The sequence below is a fragment of the Streptosporangium subroseum genome (assembly GCF_900188345.1).
Classification (GTDB): Bacteria; Actinomycetota; Actinomycetes; order Streptosporangiales; family Streptosporangiaceae; genus Streptosporangium; species Streptosporangium subroseum.
Window position 1 is genome coordinate 312082 of the sequence record NZ_FZOD01000004.1, and the last position, 14702, is coordinate 326783.

The following is a 14702-nucleotide window of genomic DNA, read 5'->3' on the forward strand; positions in this document are numbered from 1 at the left end:
GATCGCGTCAGCGCACCTGGTCGATGTCCAGTACGGCTTTGCCGCGCAGGCCGCCGCCGGTGAGCAGGCTCGTCGCCTCGGTGATGCGGGTCCATGACCCGCGCCAGGAGATCTGCGGCTCCAGATCTCCGCTGCCGAGGCGGGTGGCCAGCCAGGTGAGGTCGGCGCCGATCCCGGGTGTGCCGTCCAGGAGGAAAAAAGTCGTCAGTGACCGGTCGTGGCGGCCGCCGTCGCCGAACAGCTCGCCGAACGTGAACGTCTCCGGCTGCCCGGCCGCATGGCCGACCGCGACGAGGACCCCTCCGGCCGCGAGCAAGGCGTAGGCGCCCACAAGGTACGGGCCGCCGACGGTGTCGATCACGCCGTGGACGGGCCGGGTCGCGTATCCGGGGCCATCGGTGATCACCTGGGCCGCACCGAGGGCACGGAGTTCCTCGGCGTGGCCGGGGTCGCCGGTCGCGGCGACGACCTCGGCGCCGCCGAGCACGGCGAGCCGTACGGCGAATCGGCCGACGGCGCCCGCGGCGCCGGTGACCAGCACGCGGCGGCCGAGGATCGGGCCCAGCCGCCGGAGGGCGCGAAGGGCCGAGGTCGCGGCGACCGGGAGCGTGCTGGCGGCTCCGAGCTCGACGCCGTCGGGAACGACGCCGAGCAGATCGGTGTCCGCGGCGCGCAGCTCCGCCCAGGCACCGCTCACGCCCAGGGTGACGACGGAGGTTCCCTCTCTGGGGCCGGAGCCGTCGGCGGCGGCCTGGACGACGACGCCTGCCGCGTCCCAGCCCGGGATGCCGCCCTCTTCGGCGTACGGCAGCACGTGAGTGACCTCGCCGGGGTTGAGCGAGATGGCGCGTACCCGGATCAGAGCCTGGCCGGGAGCGGGCTCGGGATCGGGGACCTGAGCCGGCGTCAGGTGTCCCGGGGCAGCGTGATCGATGATCTGGGCGCGCATGTTCGAACCTCGCAGAGTCGGCGGCAACGAGAGAGAATGTGCCACTGAGTGGCATTTGCCGTCAAGTAGCGATTATTATGACGCGCATCGTCACTACACTCGTAACTGTGATTTCACCGGCCGGAGGACCCCCTCCCGGCGACCTTTCGCTGCGAGAGCGGAAGAAGCTGCGGACGCGGGAGGCGCTGGCGGACGCCGCACTTCGCCTGTTCACCGAGAAGGGCTTCGACGCGACCACGCTGGACGACGTGGTGGATGCGGTGGAGGTCTCCAAGCGGACGTTCTTCCGCAACTACAGCTCGAAGGAGGACGTGGCGCTGGCTCCCGAGAAGGAGTTGTGGGCCGGCTACGCCGTGGAGATCGAGGCATGCCCGCTGGCCGGGCCGATCCTGACGGTCTACCAGGAGGCGCTGGCGGTCACGCTCGCGGGAATGGACCCGAGCTGGGAGCGTCGATTCGTGGCCAGCCGGCGCCTCGCGGAGGCCACGCCGTCGCTGACCGCGCACAGCCTTCAGCACTGCGCCGACGTCACCCGCACGGTGGTCGACACCGTGGCGGCGCGCCTCGGCCCGGACGGTCCCGAGCGTGTCCAGCTTCACCTGCCGCTGGAACTCATGGTGGCGGCCTGGCGCTGGGCGCTGAAGGAGTGGTCCGAGACCGGGGACGATCCGGGGCGCGAAGCGCTCCAGGCTCGGATGGGCGAGGCGTTCAGGGCGATCCCTCCGAGCATGGCCCTTACGGTGAACGCGGGCTGACGGACCGCGGCCGCGGCCTCTCCCCCGGCTTCGCGACCGGAGAGCGCCCCGGCCCGCGAGGGCCGGGGCGCTCCGCCGCGTTCTAGCGCTGGGCTTCGATCATCCAGTGGTGCTTCTCCATGTCATGCGTGATCTCGATGAGAAGATCCTGGGTCACCGGATCGGGCTCATCGGTGTCGAGGACGCGCTGGCGCATCCGGCCGACGATGGACCCGAGGATGTCCGTCATGGCGGCGACGATCTTGCCGTCGTTGATGTAGCCCGTCTCCAGCTGCGCCAGCTCCGTCGTCTTGGCCAGCGTGGACGACCTGCCGTCGGGGTTGATCCCGAGAGCCACCGCGCGCTCGGCGACGGCGTCCGCATGCTCCCTGGCGGCCGCGACGATCTCGTCGAGCTGCAGGTGCAACGAGCGGAAGTTGTGACCGACCACGTTCCAGTGAGCCTGCTTGGTCAGGAGCGACAGGTCGAGAAGATCGACGAGCGCCCCCTGGAGCGCGGTGGCGACGATCTTCTTGGCATCGGGCTTGAGTGGGCTGGTAATTGCGGACATGAGGCGTACTCCCCCCGTTTCGACCTCAAGTTATCCCTGTGAATTTCAACGCCCCGAACCGGATATGTCTTCCTTATGTTGACACTGTAATCATGACAGTGTCACTATGGGTGCATGGAATGGACCATCGGTGAACTGGCAGAGCGAGCCTCCACGGCGCTGGCCCCCACCGCCCGGCTCAACGGGCGGGTCAGGGACGTGCCCAACGAACGCCTGATCCGGTGGTATTCCACGATCGGCCTGCTCGACCCGCCGTCGGCCCGCCGCGGCCGCGTCGCCCTGTACGGCAGGCGCCACCTGCTGCAGCTCATCGCCGTCAAACGCCGCCAGGCCGACGGCCGGACCATCGCCGAGATACAGGCCGAGCTCACCGGAGCGGCCGACCAGATCCTGGAGGCGATCGCCCACCTCCCGGAGACACCGGACGAGACGGCCGAGCCGGTCGCGACCAGGACTCCACGCCCCCGGTTCTGGGCCGAGGCGCCCGCCGCCCCGGCCGCATCGCTCTCCGCCCCCTCCGGATCTCCCCCCGTCGCACCGGCCGCATCGCTCTCCGCCCCCTCCGGGCCTCCCCCGGTCGCACCGGCCGTCGCCGAGGAGCCCCGATCCCCGGCCCCGCCCGCTCAACCTGCTCAGCCCGCTCAGCCCGCTCAGCCCGCCGTGATCGTCCACGGCGTACGGCTGGCGGCCGGGGTGACGGTACTGCTCGACGGCGGTGGCCGCACCCCCTCACCAGACGACCTCGCCGAGATCACCGCCGCGTCCGCGGCGCTCCTGGCGGTCCTCCGCGAACGCGGTCTCACTTCTCCGGAAGGAAAGCAATCATGATCACTTCGATCGCAACGCTACGGCCGGAGGAGTGCGCCCCGGTCCCGGACGCGGGGCTGGGAGCCCTCGTCACCGAGCGCGGCAACCTGCCGCTGGAGAGCGTGGACGTGACCGCCGCCGTGTCCGGGCTGATCGCCGGGGTCGAGGTGGTCCAGGGCTTCCGCAATCCCCACGATGTGGCGCTCGAGGCGACCTACGTCTTCCCGCTGCCCGACCGCGCCGCCGTGACCGCCTTCAGGATGGAGGCGGACGGGCGGGTCATCGAGGGGATCCTCAAGGAGCGTGGCCAGGCCAGGGCCGACTACGACCGGGCGATCTCCCAGGGCAGGCGGGCCGCGATCGCCGAGGAGGACCGGCCGGACGTCTTCACCATCAGGGTCGGCAACATCGTGCCGGGTGAGCGGGTCACCGTGCACCTCACGCTCAACCAGCCGCTCCCCTACGAGGACGGCGCGGCCACCTTCCGCTTCCCGCTGGTCGTCGCCCCCCGCTACGTCCCCGGCACCCCGCTCGACGGTGAGCAGGCGGGCGCCGGCTGGACGCCGGACACCGACGCGGTCCCCGACGCCTCCCGGATCACGCCTCCGGTGCTGCTGCCCGGATTCCCCAACCCGGTGCGGCTCTCGCTCACGGTCTCCGTCGAGGAGGCCGGGCTGGAGCTGCGCGAGATCCGCTCCAGCCTGCACGTGGTCCAGGAGGAGGGAAACACGATCCGCCTCCAGCCGGGTGAGCGGCTGGACCGCGACTTCATCCTGCGTCTGTCGTTCGACGCCTCCACCTCTCTGGCGCTGACCCCCGACGGAGACGAGGGAACGTTCACCCTGACCGTCGTCCCCGGCCAGGTGCGATCCACGGCCGGTCCCAAGGACGTCGTGCTGGTGCTCGACCGCTCGGGCAGCATGACCGGCTGGAAGATGGTCGCCGCCCGGCGCGCCGCCGCCCGCATCGTCGACACACTCACCTCGGGCGACCGGTTCGCGGTGCTCTCCTTCGACAGCGTCGTGGAGCACCCGGACGGACTCGGCGAGGGACTGTCGGAGGCGTCCGACCGCAACCGCTACCGGGCCGTGGAGCACCTGGCCCGGCTGGAGGCGCGCGGCGGCACCGAGATGCTCACCCCGCTGGAGCAGGCCGTCACGCTGCTCGCCGACTCCGCCAGGGACCGGGTCCTCGTCCTCGTCACCGACGGGCAGGTCGGCAACGAGGACCAGATCCTGGAGCGGACCGGCGCCCGGCTGGCCGGGGTGCGGGTGCACACGGTCGGCATCGACCGGGCGGTCAACGCCGGATTCCTGGGCAGGCTGGCCGGGCTGGGAGGAGGCCGGTGCGAGCTGGTGGAGTCCGAGGACCGGCTGGACGAGGCGATGGAACACATCCACCGCCGGATCGGCGCCCCCCTGGTCACCGACCTGTCCCTCAAGGCCGACGGGCTCGACCTGGTCCCGGACACGGTGAGCCACCTCGGCTCGATCTACCCGGGCGTCCCGCTCACCGTCCTCGGGCGTTATCGGGGCGCGGCCGGCGGGGCGCTGACCGTACACGGGCTGGACGGAGCCGCCCAGCCCTGGGAGCGGCGGGTCGCCGCGACGGTCGTGGACAACCCCGCGGCGCGCGCGATCTGGGCCCGAGCCCGGCTGCGCACGCTGGAGGACCGCTACGCGAGCGGCGACCGCTCGCTGGAGGGTGAGATCGTCGAGGTCTCGCTCAAGTACGGAGTGCTCTGCCGGTTCACCGCGTTCGTCGCGGTCGACAGCCAGGTGGTCGCCGAGGGCGGTCCCGGGCACAGGGTGATCCAGCCGGTGGAACTGCCCAGCGGCTGGGAGGACCCGTCCGCCGCCGCGATGCCGATGATGCAGACCATGATGGTCGCGAGCGCGTCCGCTCCCGTGCCCCCGCCCGGGCTGGTGGCTCCGGGTTCCGCGCCGAAGTTCGCGGCGAGCGGGATGGGGCCCGGCGTGCCGCAGGCCGAGGCCGCCGGCGGCTTCGGCGGGCATGCCCGGATGCTGCCCACTCCCGCACCGATGATGAGGACGCCCCGGCAGGAGCTGCCCAGGGAACAGCTCACCGAGGAGCTGGAGCGGCTGCGCGCCGTCGCGTCCCTTCCGGTCGCCGACCGGCTGCGCCACCTGGAGGACCTGGGCAGCCGCCTCTCCGCCCTCGCCGTCTACCTGGGCGGCCACGCGGAGCTGGAGGCCCTGGCCAGGGATCTGCAGGCCGGCGGAGACGTGGACGCCCTCATGCGCCGGGCCGTCGAAGGCCTGGAGGCGCTGATCGGACCCGGAAGGCGCCGGGCGTTCTGGAAGAGGTGACCGTCGTGGCCCGGGGCGGCCCTCACCCGGCTGGGAAGGACGGCCGCCCCGGGGAGCACCACCCTGACGGAGGAGTGTCCGTCGTGACCTGGGACGGCCGTCACCCGGATGGAACAGATGACCGCCCCGGCCCCTGAGAGGAACGCCGTCCCGATGGAGAGGTGACCGTCGTGGCCCGGGGCGAACACCCGCTGATAAAGGAGTGACTCCCCAGGTCACCTCGGTTAGGGTGCCGGGATGACCAGCCCGATCTTTACCCTTTGCGATGAATACGTCTCTCGCTGGGCGGCGCTCGACCCGGTCGCCGCCGGAAACGACGGTATCGATGCCGAGTTCGCAGCGGCCACCGACTACAGCCCGGACGGCGACGCCGCCCGGGCCGCCCTGATCGTCGAGACGCTGGGCGGACTCGCCTCCCTGCGCCCTCAGGACGAGGCGGATGTGCGGGCCGCGGCGCACCTGCGCGAGCGGCTGGAGGCCGAGCTCGCCTCGTACGAGATCGGCGAGCCGCTCCGCGCGGTGGCGGCGCCGTTCGGGCTGATCGCCGATCTGCGGGACAGCGTGGACCTGCTGCCGCACGGCACCGACGACGAATGGCGCGATGCGGCGGCCCGGCTCGCGGCCGTCCCGGAGATGCTGGACGGCTGGCGGGCGAGCCTGGAGACCGGACTGGCCCAGGGGCTCAGGGCCGCCCGCCGCCAGGCGATGGAACTGGCCGCGCAGGCCGAGCTCTTCGCGAGCGGCTCCACCCACCGGGACTTCGTGGCGGGCTACGGCGACGGGCCCGTCAGGGGCGAGCTGGACGCGGGCGCCGCTTCGGCGCACGCCGCCTACGCCGAGGCCGCCCGCTACCTGCGTGAGGACTACGCGCCCCGGGCGACGGAGACCGACGCGGTCGGCGCCGAACGCTACGCCGTGGCCGCCCGGATCAGCCTGGGCGCCGACATCGACCTGCTGGACGCCTACGAATGGGGCTGGGCCGAGCTGGGCCGCATCGAAGCGGAGCTGGCCGCCGAGGCGGAGCTGGTACGGCCGGGCGCCTCGGTGGAGGAGGCGACCGCGATCCTCAACGAGACGCAGTACGTCGAGGGCCGGGACGCCTACCTGGGCTGGCTGAAGGAGCGCCACGACCAGGCGATCGACCAGCTTCACGGCGTTCATTTCGACATCGCCGAGCCGCTGCGCACGGTGGACGTCACCCTGGCCCTCGGCTCGTCCTCGGGCGCGGCCTACTACAGCTCCCCCAGCGAGGACCTGTCCCGCCCCGGCCGCACCTGGTGGCCGGTGGACGAGGGACGGGATCGGTTCGAGGTCTGGAGCGAGCTGACCGTGGTCTTCCACGAGGGGGTGCCGGGCCACCACCTCCAGCTCGGCGCCACCCGGGTGGCCGGGGACGGCCTGTCGCGGTTCGGCAAGAACTCCTGGGTGAGCGGGCACGGCGAGGGCTGGGCCCTGTACGCCGAGAGGCTGGCCGACGAGCTGGGCTGGTTCAGCGAGCCGGGCACCCGGCTGGGCATGCTCGCCGCGTCGGCGCTGCGGGCCGCCCGGGTGGTCATCGACATCGGCGTCCACCTGGACCTGCCCCTGCCCGACGGCTCGAAGTGGACCTTCGAGAAGGCGTGCGAGGTGCTCCGCGACCGGGGCCGTTGTGAGCCGCACCGCGTCCACGCCGAGGTGGTCCGCTACTTCGGCTGGCCCGCCCAGGCGATCTCCTACAAGCTCGGCGAGCGCGCCTGGCTGGCCGCCAGGGACGAGGCCGCGCGGCGACCCGGTTTCGACATCAAGCGCTGGCACACCGCGGCCCTGGAGCTCGGCCCCGTGGGCCTGGCCGGCATGGCGGAGGCCCTGCGCCGGATCGGCTGATTCCCGCCGGGCCCGCCCGCACAGCGTGCGGGCGGGCCCGGTCTGCGCGTGGGCACGCGCCGGTGGAGATCGGTGACGGCCCTATGGACCGTCTCCAAGCCGGGTCGGTGCGGCCGGGTCAGTGCGTGAGCACGCGCTTGTGAAGGTCGGTGACGGTCTTGCGGGCCGACTCCAGGGCGCCCGCCTGCCAGGCGATCATGTAGCTGAGCCAGTCGCCGGCGAAGTGGACGTGACCGGCCGGCTTGTTGAGCAGCTGGTATCCACCGGTGCGGGACGGCCACCCGACCCAGGCGCCCTCGATGTGCGGCTGGAGCTTCCAGGCGACCGAGACCGAGGAGGCCAGCTCGTCCCGGTATTTGGCGCCGTGGATCTTCATGCCCTGCTCGATCGCGCGCTTCTCCCGCTGGGGGTGCGGGAGCGCGGCGTAGGAATCCGCGTTGGCCCCGTTGTGGTAGTAGCCGATGACGAGGCCGCGCCGCGTGCCGTACCCGTAGGAGGGGTACCACATGACGGACAGGTCGAGGTCGGTGTTGGTGACGCCGCCGTAGATGTTCTCGTCGATCTCCCACCACCGGCGACGGTACTCCAGGCCGATCTTGCCGGACGAGGTGACGGTCGGCATGGACAGGGCGGCCTGCACGTCGGGGCCCAGGTTGTGCGGGGTCTTGGCCAGGATGTGCGGCGGCATCGTGGCCACGCAGAAGTCCGCCTTGATCTTCCGCGTCCTGCCGTTCTTGTCCTGGTACTCGACCTCGACGCCGTCGGCCAGGTCGGTGATCTTCGTGACCTTCGATCTCAGCAGGATCTTCTCCTTGCCGACCGCGGCGGCGATCGCCTTGGGGATGGAGTCCATGCCCCCGACCGGCTGGAACATCAGCATCGCCTGGTCGTACCCGAACTCGAAGGAGAAGCGCTGGCCGACCCCGCTGGCGAGCACGTCGGAGAGCGAGGGAACGGGCCCCAGCACGGTGCCCGGCTGCTCGCCCGCGCCGGGATCGACGCTGTGCCCCCGGCGCTCGCCACCGGTGTAGGCGAAGCCGTTCGCCTTGGTGCCGATCGCGCCGAAACCTCTCAGGAAGGAGATGAGCCTCTCCTTGTCCTGCGCGGTCAGCTTGGCATCCAGCGCACCGCTGTCCGTGGCCGTGGAGAGCAGCTCGGAGATGTAGCCGTAGACGTCCGACTTCGCGGTACGCCAGCGGACCGGCGCGGTCATCCCCGCCGCCTCGTTGAAGATGTACGACTGGGCGTTGGAGTTGGTGAAGACCTCCAGGGGAACGCCCAGCTCGCGGCAGTAGTCCATGGTGACCATCCACTGCGCGAGCCTGGCGGGCCCGGCGTTCATGTAGACGCCCTCGGAGAAGCGGGAGATCTGGGTTGAACCGTCCAGCTCGGTGATCCTGTCGCCGCCCCTGATGGTCCAGTTGCGGCCGCCGACCCGGTCCAGCGCCTCGAGCACGGTGCAGTCGTAGCCCGCCTTGCCCAGCTCGTAGGCCGTGGCCAGGCCCGCGACGCCCGCGCCGAGCACGACCACCTTCTTCGCGCCCCTGCCGGTGAGGGTGAAATCGGACGGCTGCGGAGGAGTGAAGGCCGTACGGGTCATCGCCTCGGCGGTGGGCGCGAGGCCGAGCGCACCCATCGTGGCGAAGAGTGCGCCTGCGCCACCCGTCGTGCCGACCGCTGTCAGAAAACCACGCCTGCTGTAACTCAAAGAAACCTCCAAGATCTTTGGAGGCAAGTGTGAGCGGGATCTATTGCGTAAGATCGACGATCTCGTTCCGGGAATATTTCCCAGCCAAAACTCAGCTTTCTCGGCCTAAATCACTTCTTTTCGATCGAGTGGCCCCTGGCTCCGCACCACGGCGGAGTTCGTCGAGGCGATGCGGGGACCGCAACCCCATAAAGTAGCGGCATGGTGATTCTGGACGGCGGGCTGGCCACGCATTTGGAGGCGCTGGGCGCGGACCTGCGCGACGAGCTCTGGTCGGCGAAAGTCCTTCTGGAGAATCCCGCGGTGATCCGGCAGGCGCATCTCGACTATTTCGCCGCGGGGGCGGAGGTGGCGACCACCGCGAGTTACCAGGCGAGCATTCCGGCATTCGTCCGGCGAGGCCTGAGTCCCGCCGAGGCCGAGGATCTGATCCTGCTCTCCGTGCACCTGGCCGTCGAGGCCCGCGACGCCCACGGTTCGGGCACGGTGGCCGCCAGCGTCGGTCCCTACGGGGCCTATCTGGCCAACGGAGCCGAATACACCGGCGACTACGACCTCGACGAGGACGGCCTGACCGACTGGCACCGGGAGCGCTGGCACATCCTGGCCGGCAGCGAGGCCGACCTGCTGGCGTGCGAGACCATCCCGTCCTACACCGAGGCCAGGGCGCTGAAGCGGCTGCTCGCCGAGACTCCGGAAATGCGGGCGTGGGTGAGTTTCTCCTGCCGCGACGGCGAGCGCATCAACGACGGCACCCCGCTGAAGGAGGCCGCCGCGCTGTTCGCCGGCGACCCGCAGGTGATCGCGGTCGGCGTCAACTGCACCGCGCCGCGCCACATTCTCAGCCTGATCGGCCAGATCAAGGGCAAGCCGGCGATGGTCTACCCGAACTCCGGTGAGCTCTGGGACGCCGCGAGCCACAGCTGGCTCGGGCTGGCCGACCCGATGGAGTTCGGTCAGGCCGCCGCCGAGTGGAACGCCGCGGGCTCCGCCTTCGTCGGCGGCTGCTGCCGCACCACCCCCGAGCACATCCGCCAGATCCGCGCCCACCTCACGGGAGAGCCCACCGGCTGAAGCGCGACCGGACTCCCCGGCAGTGCGTCTCGTCCTCACGGGGCAGCACACCGGCCGGGCGCTTGAGACGGGATTCACGGCCGCCCTGAATCCCGTCTCATGACTTCCCGTTCTTGTTACCGCGCCGGCCGCGCGAACGCCCGTGCGGCCGGCACCGCGGCGTCCGCCCGGGGCTCGTGGCGTTCCAGCCGCTGGGTGCCCCGGATGAGGGCTCGCAGGTCGGCGAGGGTGCCGGAGATCGCGCCGTCGGCCCTGGCCTGGACCAGGACGTTGCCGATCGAGGTGGCCTCGACCGGCCCCGCGACCACCGGAAGACCGCAGGCGTCCGCGGTGAGCTCGCAGAGCAGGGCGTTGCGAGAACCTCCGCCGACGATGTGGATCACGTCCACCTCCTGCCCGGTGAGCCGCCGGGCGTCCTGGAGCGCCGCCCGGTGCGCCAGCGCGAGGGAGTCCACCACGCAGCGGACGATCTGGGCCCGGGTCTCCGGGACCGGCTGGCCGGTGCGGCGGCAGAAGTCGGCGAGGCGTCCCGGCATGTCGCCGGGCGCGTGGAAGACCGGATCGTCGGCGTCCACCGTCGACCGGAACGGCGCCTCTCCTGCGGCCTGCCCGAGCAGCGCCTCCAGGTCGACGCGCTCGCCCCCGGTCTCCCAGACGCGGATGCACTCCTGCAGGAGCCAGAGGCCGGTGACGTTACGGAGGTAGCGGACCGTGCCGTCGATACCGGCCTCGTTGGTGAAGTTGGCCCGCCGCCCCTCCTCACTGATCATCGGCTGGTCCAGCTCGACACCGACCAGCGACCACGTGCCGCAGGAGATGTAGGCGAACCGCTCGCCGTCGGCCGGGACCGCGGCCACGGCCGAAGCCGTGTCGTGCGAGCCCACCGCGATGACCGGGGTGCCCGGCGGCAGCCCGGTCTCGTCCGCGGCCTCCGCCGTCAGCGGGCCGATCACCTCGCCCGGCCGCCGCAGCGGCGGGAGGATCTTCGAGGCGGGGCCGAGGCCGCCCGCCAGGACCGCGTCCCACTCGCGGGTCCTGGCGTCGAGCAGCTGGGTGGTGGAGGCGTTGGTCAGCTCCGCGCCGATCTCCCCGGTCAGCCAGTACGCGATCAGGTCGGGGATGAGCAGCATCGTCGTGGCCGAGGCCAGCCGGGGCTCGGCGGCCAGCTGGTGGATCGTGTTGAACGGCTGGCGCGCGATGCCGGTGCGGGCGTACAGCTCCTCGAAGGGGACCCGGCTGCTCACCTGCTCGGTACGGCCGTCGCGGTAGTGCACCGGGTTGCCGAGCAGCGCGCCGCGCTCGTCCAGCAATCCGTAGTCCACCGCCCAGGAGTCCACCCCGATCCCGTCCACGGGGCCGGCGGCCCGCAGGCCGTCCAGCACCCCCCGGTAGATCCGCAGGATGTCCCAGTGCAGCGTGCCGCCCGCCCGTACGGGCACGTTCGCGAACCGGTGCACCTCGCGCAGGTTCAGCGTGCCGGGGCCCACCTCGGCGACGACGACCCGCCCGCTGGAGGCGCCCAGGTCGACGGCCGCGTACCGCCTCATCGCAGGAACGCCGCGGCCACACCCGCGTCCACCGGGATGTGCAGGCCCGTGGTCTGGGTGAGCTGGGTGAGCTGGAAGACGGCGGCGGCGATGTGCTCAGGCAGCACCTCGCGCTTGAGCAGGGTCCGCTGGGCGTAGAACTCGCCGAGCTTCTCCTCCTCCACGCCGTAGACGGCCGCCCGGTTGGCGCCCCACCCGGAGGCGAAGATCCCGGATCCGCGGACCACGCCGTCGGGATTGATCCCGTTGACCCGGATGCCGTGCCCGCCCAGCTCGGCGGCGAGCAGCCGGACCTGGTGCGCCTGGTCGGCCTTGGCCGCGCCGTAGGCGACGTTGTTCGGACCGGCGAAGACCGCGTTCTTGGAGGAGATGTAGACGATCTCCCCGCCCCTCCCCTGCTCGATCATGACGCGGGCGGTCTCGCGGGAGACGAGGAACGACCCGCGGGCCATCACGTCGTGCTGCAGGTCCCAGTCGGCGAGCGTGGTCTCCAGCAGGGAGCGCGACAGGGACAGCCCGGCGTTGTTGACCACGAGGTCCACCCCGCCGAAGGCCAGCACCGCCTGCCGTACGGCCGCGGTGACCTGCTCCTCGGAGGTCACGTCCACCGCCACGGCGAGCGCCGTCTCGCCCAGCTCGGAGGCCACCTTCTCGGCCGCCGCGAAGTCCCGGTCCGCCACGACCACGCACGCGCCCTCGGCGGAGAGCCTGCGCACGGTCGCGGCGCCGATGCCCGAACCGCCGCCGGTCACGAACGCGACCCGGGTCGCCAGCGGCTTGGCCGGGGGCATCCGGCGGAGCTTGGCCTCCTCCAGGTCCCAGTACTCGATGCGGAACTTCTCCGACTCCTCGATCGGCGCGTAGGACGACACCGCCTCGGCTCCGCGCATCACGTTGATCGCGTTGACGTAGAACTCGCCCGCGACCCGGGCGGTCTGCTTGTCCTTGCCAAAGGAGAACATGCCCACGCCGGGGACCAGCACGATCGCCGGGTCCGCGCCGCGCATCGCGGGCGAGCCCGGGACGGCGTGCCGGGCGTAGTAGGCCGCGTACTGCTCCCTGTATCGGGCGTGCAGCTCGCGGAGCCGCGCGGTCACCTCGTCCAGGGGCGCGTCGCCTGGCAGGTCGAGGACCAGCGGCGCGACCTTCGTGCGCAGGAAGTGGTCGGGACACGAGGTGCCGAGCGCGGCCAGGCGGGGGTGCTCGGCACGCGACAGGAAGTCCAGCACCTCTGCGGTGGCGGTGTGGTGGCCCACCTGGGGCAGGTCCGTCGAGGCCAGACCGCGGATCAGCGGGAACAGCGCGGCCGCCCGCTCCCGCCGTACGGTCTCCGGCAGAGGCTCGTGGATCACCGGGCCGAACGGGTCGGGCCTGCCGTGTTCGGCCAGGTAGGTCTCGGCGGTGCGGATGATGTCCAGGGAGTTGGCCGAGCACTCGGCCGAGGTGTCGCCCCAGGCGGTGATGCCGTGCCCGCCGAGAATGCAGCCGATCGCCCGCGGGTTGGCCGCCTTGATCGCGGAGATGTCCAGGCCGAGCTGGAATCCGGGCCGCCGCCACGGCACCCAGACCACCCGGTCACCGAAGATCCGCACCGTGAGCTCGGGGCCGTCGGCGGCCGCGGCGATCGCGATGCCCGCGTCCGGGTGGAGGTGGTCCACGTGCGCCGCGTCCACCAGGCCGTGCATCGCGGTGTCGATCGACGGCGCCGCGCCGCCCCTGCCGTGCAGGCAGAAGTCGAACGCGGCGACCATCTCGTCCTCGCGCTCCACCCCCGGATACACCTCGGCGAGTGCCCGGAGCCGGTCCAGCCGCAGTACGGCCAGGCCGCCCTCGGTGAGCGTCCCGAGGTCCCCGCCCGAGCCCTTCACCCACATCAGCTCGGTGTCCGACCCGGTGACCGGGTCGGGGGCCGAGCCCTTGGCCGAGGTGTTGCCCCCCGCGTAGTTCGTGTTACGCGGATCGGAACCGAGAGCACGCGACCGCTGGAGAAGCTCCTCAACAGCCGAATTCATGACATCTCCCACTCACTAGTTGCTTGCCTTCCACAGGCGCCGAGGAACGGCGCGCTCCATCTCGCCCTGGCCGATGCCGGATGCCGGCTCCGGTGAGACCCGGGTCCGGACGGCCCGGTCCGGACGGCCCACGCTCGGACGACCCGAACTCGGAGACCGGGGGTCAGGCGCCCCAGCCGGCGGGGGCGCCGCCGACCCGCTCATCACGAACCCGCTCGAAATACCCCGACCGCCCATACGCCGCCATCGGATCGGGATCCAACCCCATCTCACCGCGCACCTGCCCCAGCAACGGCCGCACATCGGTGTTATACGCATCCATCACCACCGCATTGGCCCCCAGCACATCCCCCGCCGCCTGCGCCACCGCCAACGCACCCCGATCCACCAGCAACGCCTTCGCCGTGGCCTCCTGCACATTCATCACCGACCGAATCTGCCCCGCGATCTTCGGCTCGATGTTGTGACACTGATCCAACATGAACGCCACATTCGCGTCCGCCTCCAACCCACCCCCACCGATCACCTCGAACATGATCCGAAACAACTGAAACGGATCCGCGGCCCCCACCATCAGATCGTCATCGGCATAAAACCGCGAGTTGAAGTCAAACCCCCCCAGCTTGCCCTCCCGCAGCAAAAACGCCACGATGAACTCGATATTCACCCCCGGCGCATGATGCCCGGTATCCACCACCACCTGCGCCCGCTCCCCCAACCGCAGGCAATGCGCATACGCCGTCCCCCAGTCCGGCACATCACTGACATAAAACGCCGGCTCAAACAACTTGTACTCCAGCAAAAACCGCTGATGCTCCCCCAGCCGGGCATACACCCGCTCCAGCGCCGTCGCCAGCCGATCCTGCCGGGAGCGGATGTCGTCTTGCCCCGGATAGTTGGTGCCATCGGAAAACCACAGCTTCAACGTTGATGAGCCGGTGGCGTCCATGATGTCCACGCACTCCAGCAGATGATCGATCGCCCGGGCCCGCACCCGCGGATCCGGGTTGGTCACGCTGCCCAGCATGTAGGCGTCGTCTTGGAACACGTTGGAGTTGATCGCCCCGATTCCCACCCCCAGCTCCGCCGCCCGCGCCGCCAGCGCGG

The 14702-nt window shown here is 71.3% G+C and carries 11 protein-coding genes; 5 read left to right on the forward strand and 6 right to left on the reverse strand.

Annotation, left to right across the window (positions count from 1 at the left end; translation table 11 throughout):
- Nucleotides 1–7 precede the first annotated feature (7 nt).
- Nucleotides 8–949 (reverse strand): zinc-binding dehydrogenase, encoded by a 942-nt coding sequence (locus tag CHC08_RS06585; protein ID WP_089206238.1) that lies wholly within the window; start codon nucleotides 947–949, stop codon nucleotides 8–10.
- Nucleotides 950–1056: 107 nt separating this feature from the next.
- Between CHC08_RS06585 and CHC08_RS06590 the strand changes: the two genes are divergently transcribed.
- A complete protein-coding gene (locus CHC08_RS06590; protein WP_245878160.1) occupies nucleotides 1057–1704 on the forward strand; it encodes a TetR family transcriptional regulator in 648 nt (215 codons plus the stop codon).
- Between the two features lie 82 nt (nucleotides 1705–1786).
- Here the strand turns inward: CHC08_RS06590 and CHC08_RS06595 are convergent, their stop codons facing one another.
- The gene (locus CHC08_RS06595) at nucleotides 1787–2254 is read right to left on the reverse strand and encodes a Dps family protein (protein ID WP_089206240.1); all 468 of its coding nucleotides are present in this window, start codon (nucleotides 2252–2254) and stop codon (nucleotides 1787–1789) included.
- 114 nt (nucleotides 2255–2368) lie between these two features.
- On the opposite strand from CHC08_RS06595, the gene CHC08_RS06600 reads away from it, so the two are divergent.
- From CHC08_RS06600 to CHC08_RS06610, 3 genes are all read left to right on the forward strand, one after another.
- The gene (locus tag CHC08_RS06600) at nucleotides 2369–3082 is read left to right on the forward strand and encodes a MerR family transcriptional regulator (RefSeq protein ID WP_089206241.1); all 714 of its coding nucleotides are present in this window, start codon (nucleotides 2369–2371) and stop codon (nucleotides 3080–3082) included.
- Complete coding sequence (locus CHC08_RS06605; RefSeq protein ID WP_089206242.1) at nucleotides 3079–5391, forward strand: VIT domain-containing protein; 2313 nt, start codon at nucleotides 3079–3081, stop codon at nucleotides 5389–5391. The genes CHC08_RS06600 and CHC08_RS06605 overlap by 4 nt, the downstream gene beginning before the upstream one ends.
- Nucleotides 5392–5628: 237 nt before the next feature.
- Complete coding sequence (locus CHC08_RS06610) at nucleotides 5629–7254, forward strand: DUF885 domain-containing protein (RefSeq protein WP_089206243.1); 1626 nt, start codon at nucleotides 5629–5631, stop codon at nucleotides 7252–7254.
- Nucleotides 7255–7372: 118 nt separating this feature from the next.
- On the opposite strand, the gene CHC08_RS06615 is transcribed toward CHC08_RS06610, so the two are convergent.
- Entirely contained in the window at nucleotides 7373–8962 is a 1590-nt protein-coding gene (locus CHC08_RS06615) for a flavin monoamine oxidase family protein (RefSeq protein WP_338055661.1), read from the reverse strand.
- A gap of 201 nt (nucleotides 8963–9163) precedes the next feature.
- Here CHC08_RS06615 and mmuM point away from each other — a divergent pair, with 201 nt between their 5' ends.
- On the forward strand, nucleotides 9164–10036 hold the full coding sequence (gene mmuM, locus CHC08_RS06620) for a homocysteine S-methyltransferase (protein WP_089206245.1): 873 nt from the start codon (nucleotides 9164–9166) through the stop codon (nucleotides 10034–10036).
- A 116-nt stretch (nucleotides 10037–10152) separates the two neighbouring features.
- Here the strand turns inward: mmuM and CHC08_RS06625 are convergent, their stop codons facing one another.
- From CHC08_RS06625 to CHC08_RS06635, 3 genes are all read right to left on the reverse strand, one after another.
- Complete coding sequence (locus tag CHC08_RS06625; protein ID WP_089206246.1) at nucleotides 10153–11583, reverse strand: rhamnulokinase; 1431 nt, start codon at nucleotides 11581–11583, stop codon at nucleotides 10153–10155.
- The gene (locus tag CHC08_RS06630; RefSeq protein WP_089206247.1) at nucleotides 11580–13595 is read right to left on the reverse strand and encodes a bifunctional aldolase/short-chain dehydrogenase; all 2016 of its coding nucleotides are present in this window, start codon (nucleotides 13593–13595) and stop codon (nucleotides 11580–11582) included. Before CHC08_RS06630 ends, CHC08_RS06625 begins: the two co-directional genes overlap by 4 nt.
- A 163-nt stretch (nucleotides 13596–13758) precedes the next feature.
- Nucleotides 13759–14702: apurinic/apyrimidinic endonuclease family protein (locus CHC08_RS06635; RefSeq protein WP_089206293.1), on the reverse strand; the 944-nt coding region annotated here is incomplete at its 5' end.

What these genes read in the sequence shown, in the direction of transcription:
- CHC08_RS06585 (WP_089206238.1), bottom strand. Translation starts at nt 949, where the DNA reads ATGCGCGCCCAGATCATCGATCACGCTGCCCCGGGACACCTGACGCCG.
- CHC08_RS06595 (WP_089206240.1), bottom strand. Translation starts at nt 2,254, where the DNA reads ATGTCCGCAATTACCAGCCCACTCAAGCCCGATGCCAAGAAGATCGTC.
- CHC08_RS06600 (WP_089206241.1), top strand. Translation starts at nt 2,369, where the DNA reads ATGGAATGGACCATCGGTGAACTGGCAGAGCGAGCCTCCACGGCGCTG.
- CHC08_RS06605 (WP_089206242.1), top strand. Translation starts at nt 3,079, where the DNA reads ATGATCACTTCGATCGCAACGCTACGGCCGGAGGAGTGCGCCCCGGTC.
- CHC08_RS06610 (WP_089206243.1), top strand. Translation starts at nt 5,629, where the DNA reads ATGACCAGCCCGATCTTTACCCTTTGCGATGAATACGTCTCTCGCTGG.
- mmuM (WP_089206245.1), top strand. Translation starts at nt 9,164, where the DNA reads ATGGTGATTCTGGACGGCGGGCTGGCCACGCATTTGGAGGCGCTGGGC.
- CHC08_RS06625 (WP_089206246.1), bottom strand. Translation starts at nt 11,583, where the DNA reads ATGAGGCGGTACGCGGCCGTCGACCTGGGCGCCTCCAGCGGGCGGGTC.
- CHC08_RS06630 (WP_089206247.1), bottom strand. Translation starts at nt 13,595, where the DNA reads ATGAATTCGGCTGTTGAGGAGCTTCTCCAGCGGTCGCGTGCTCTCGGT.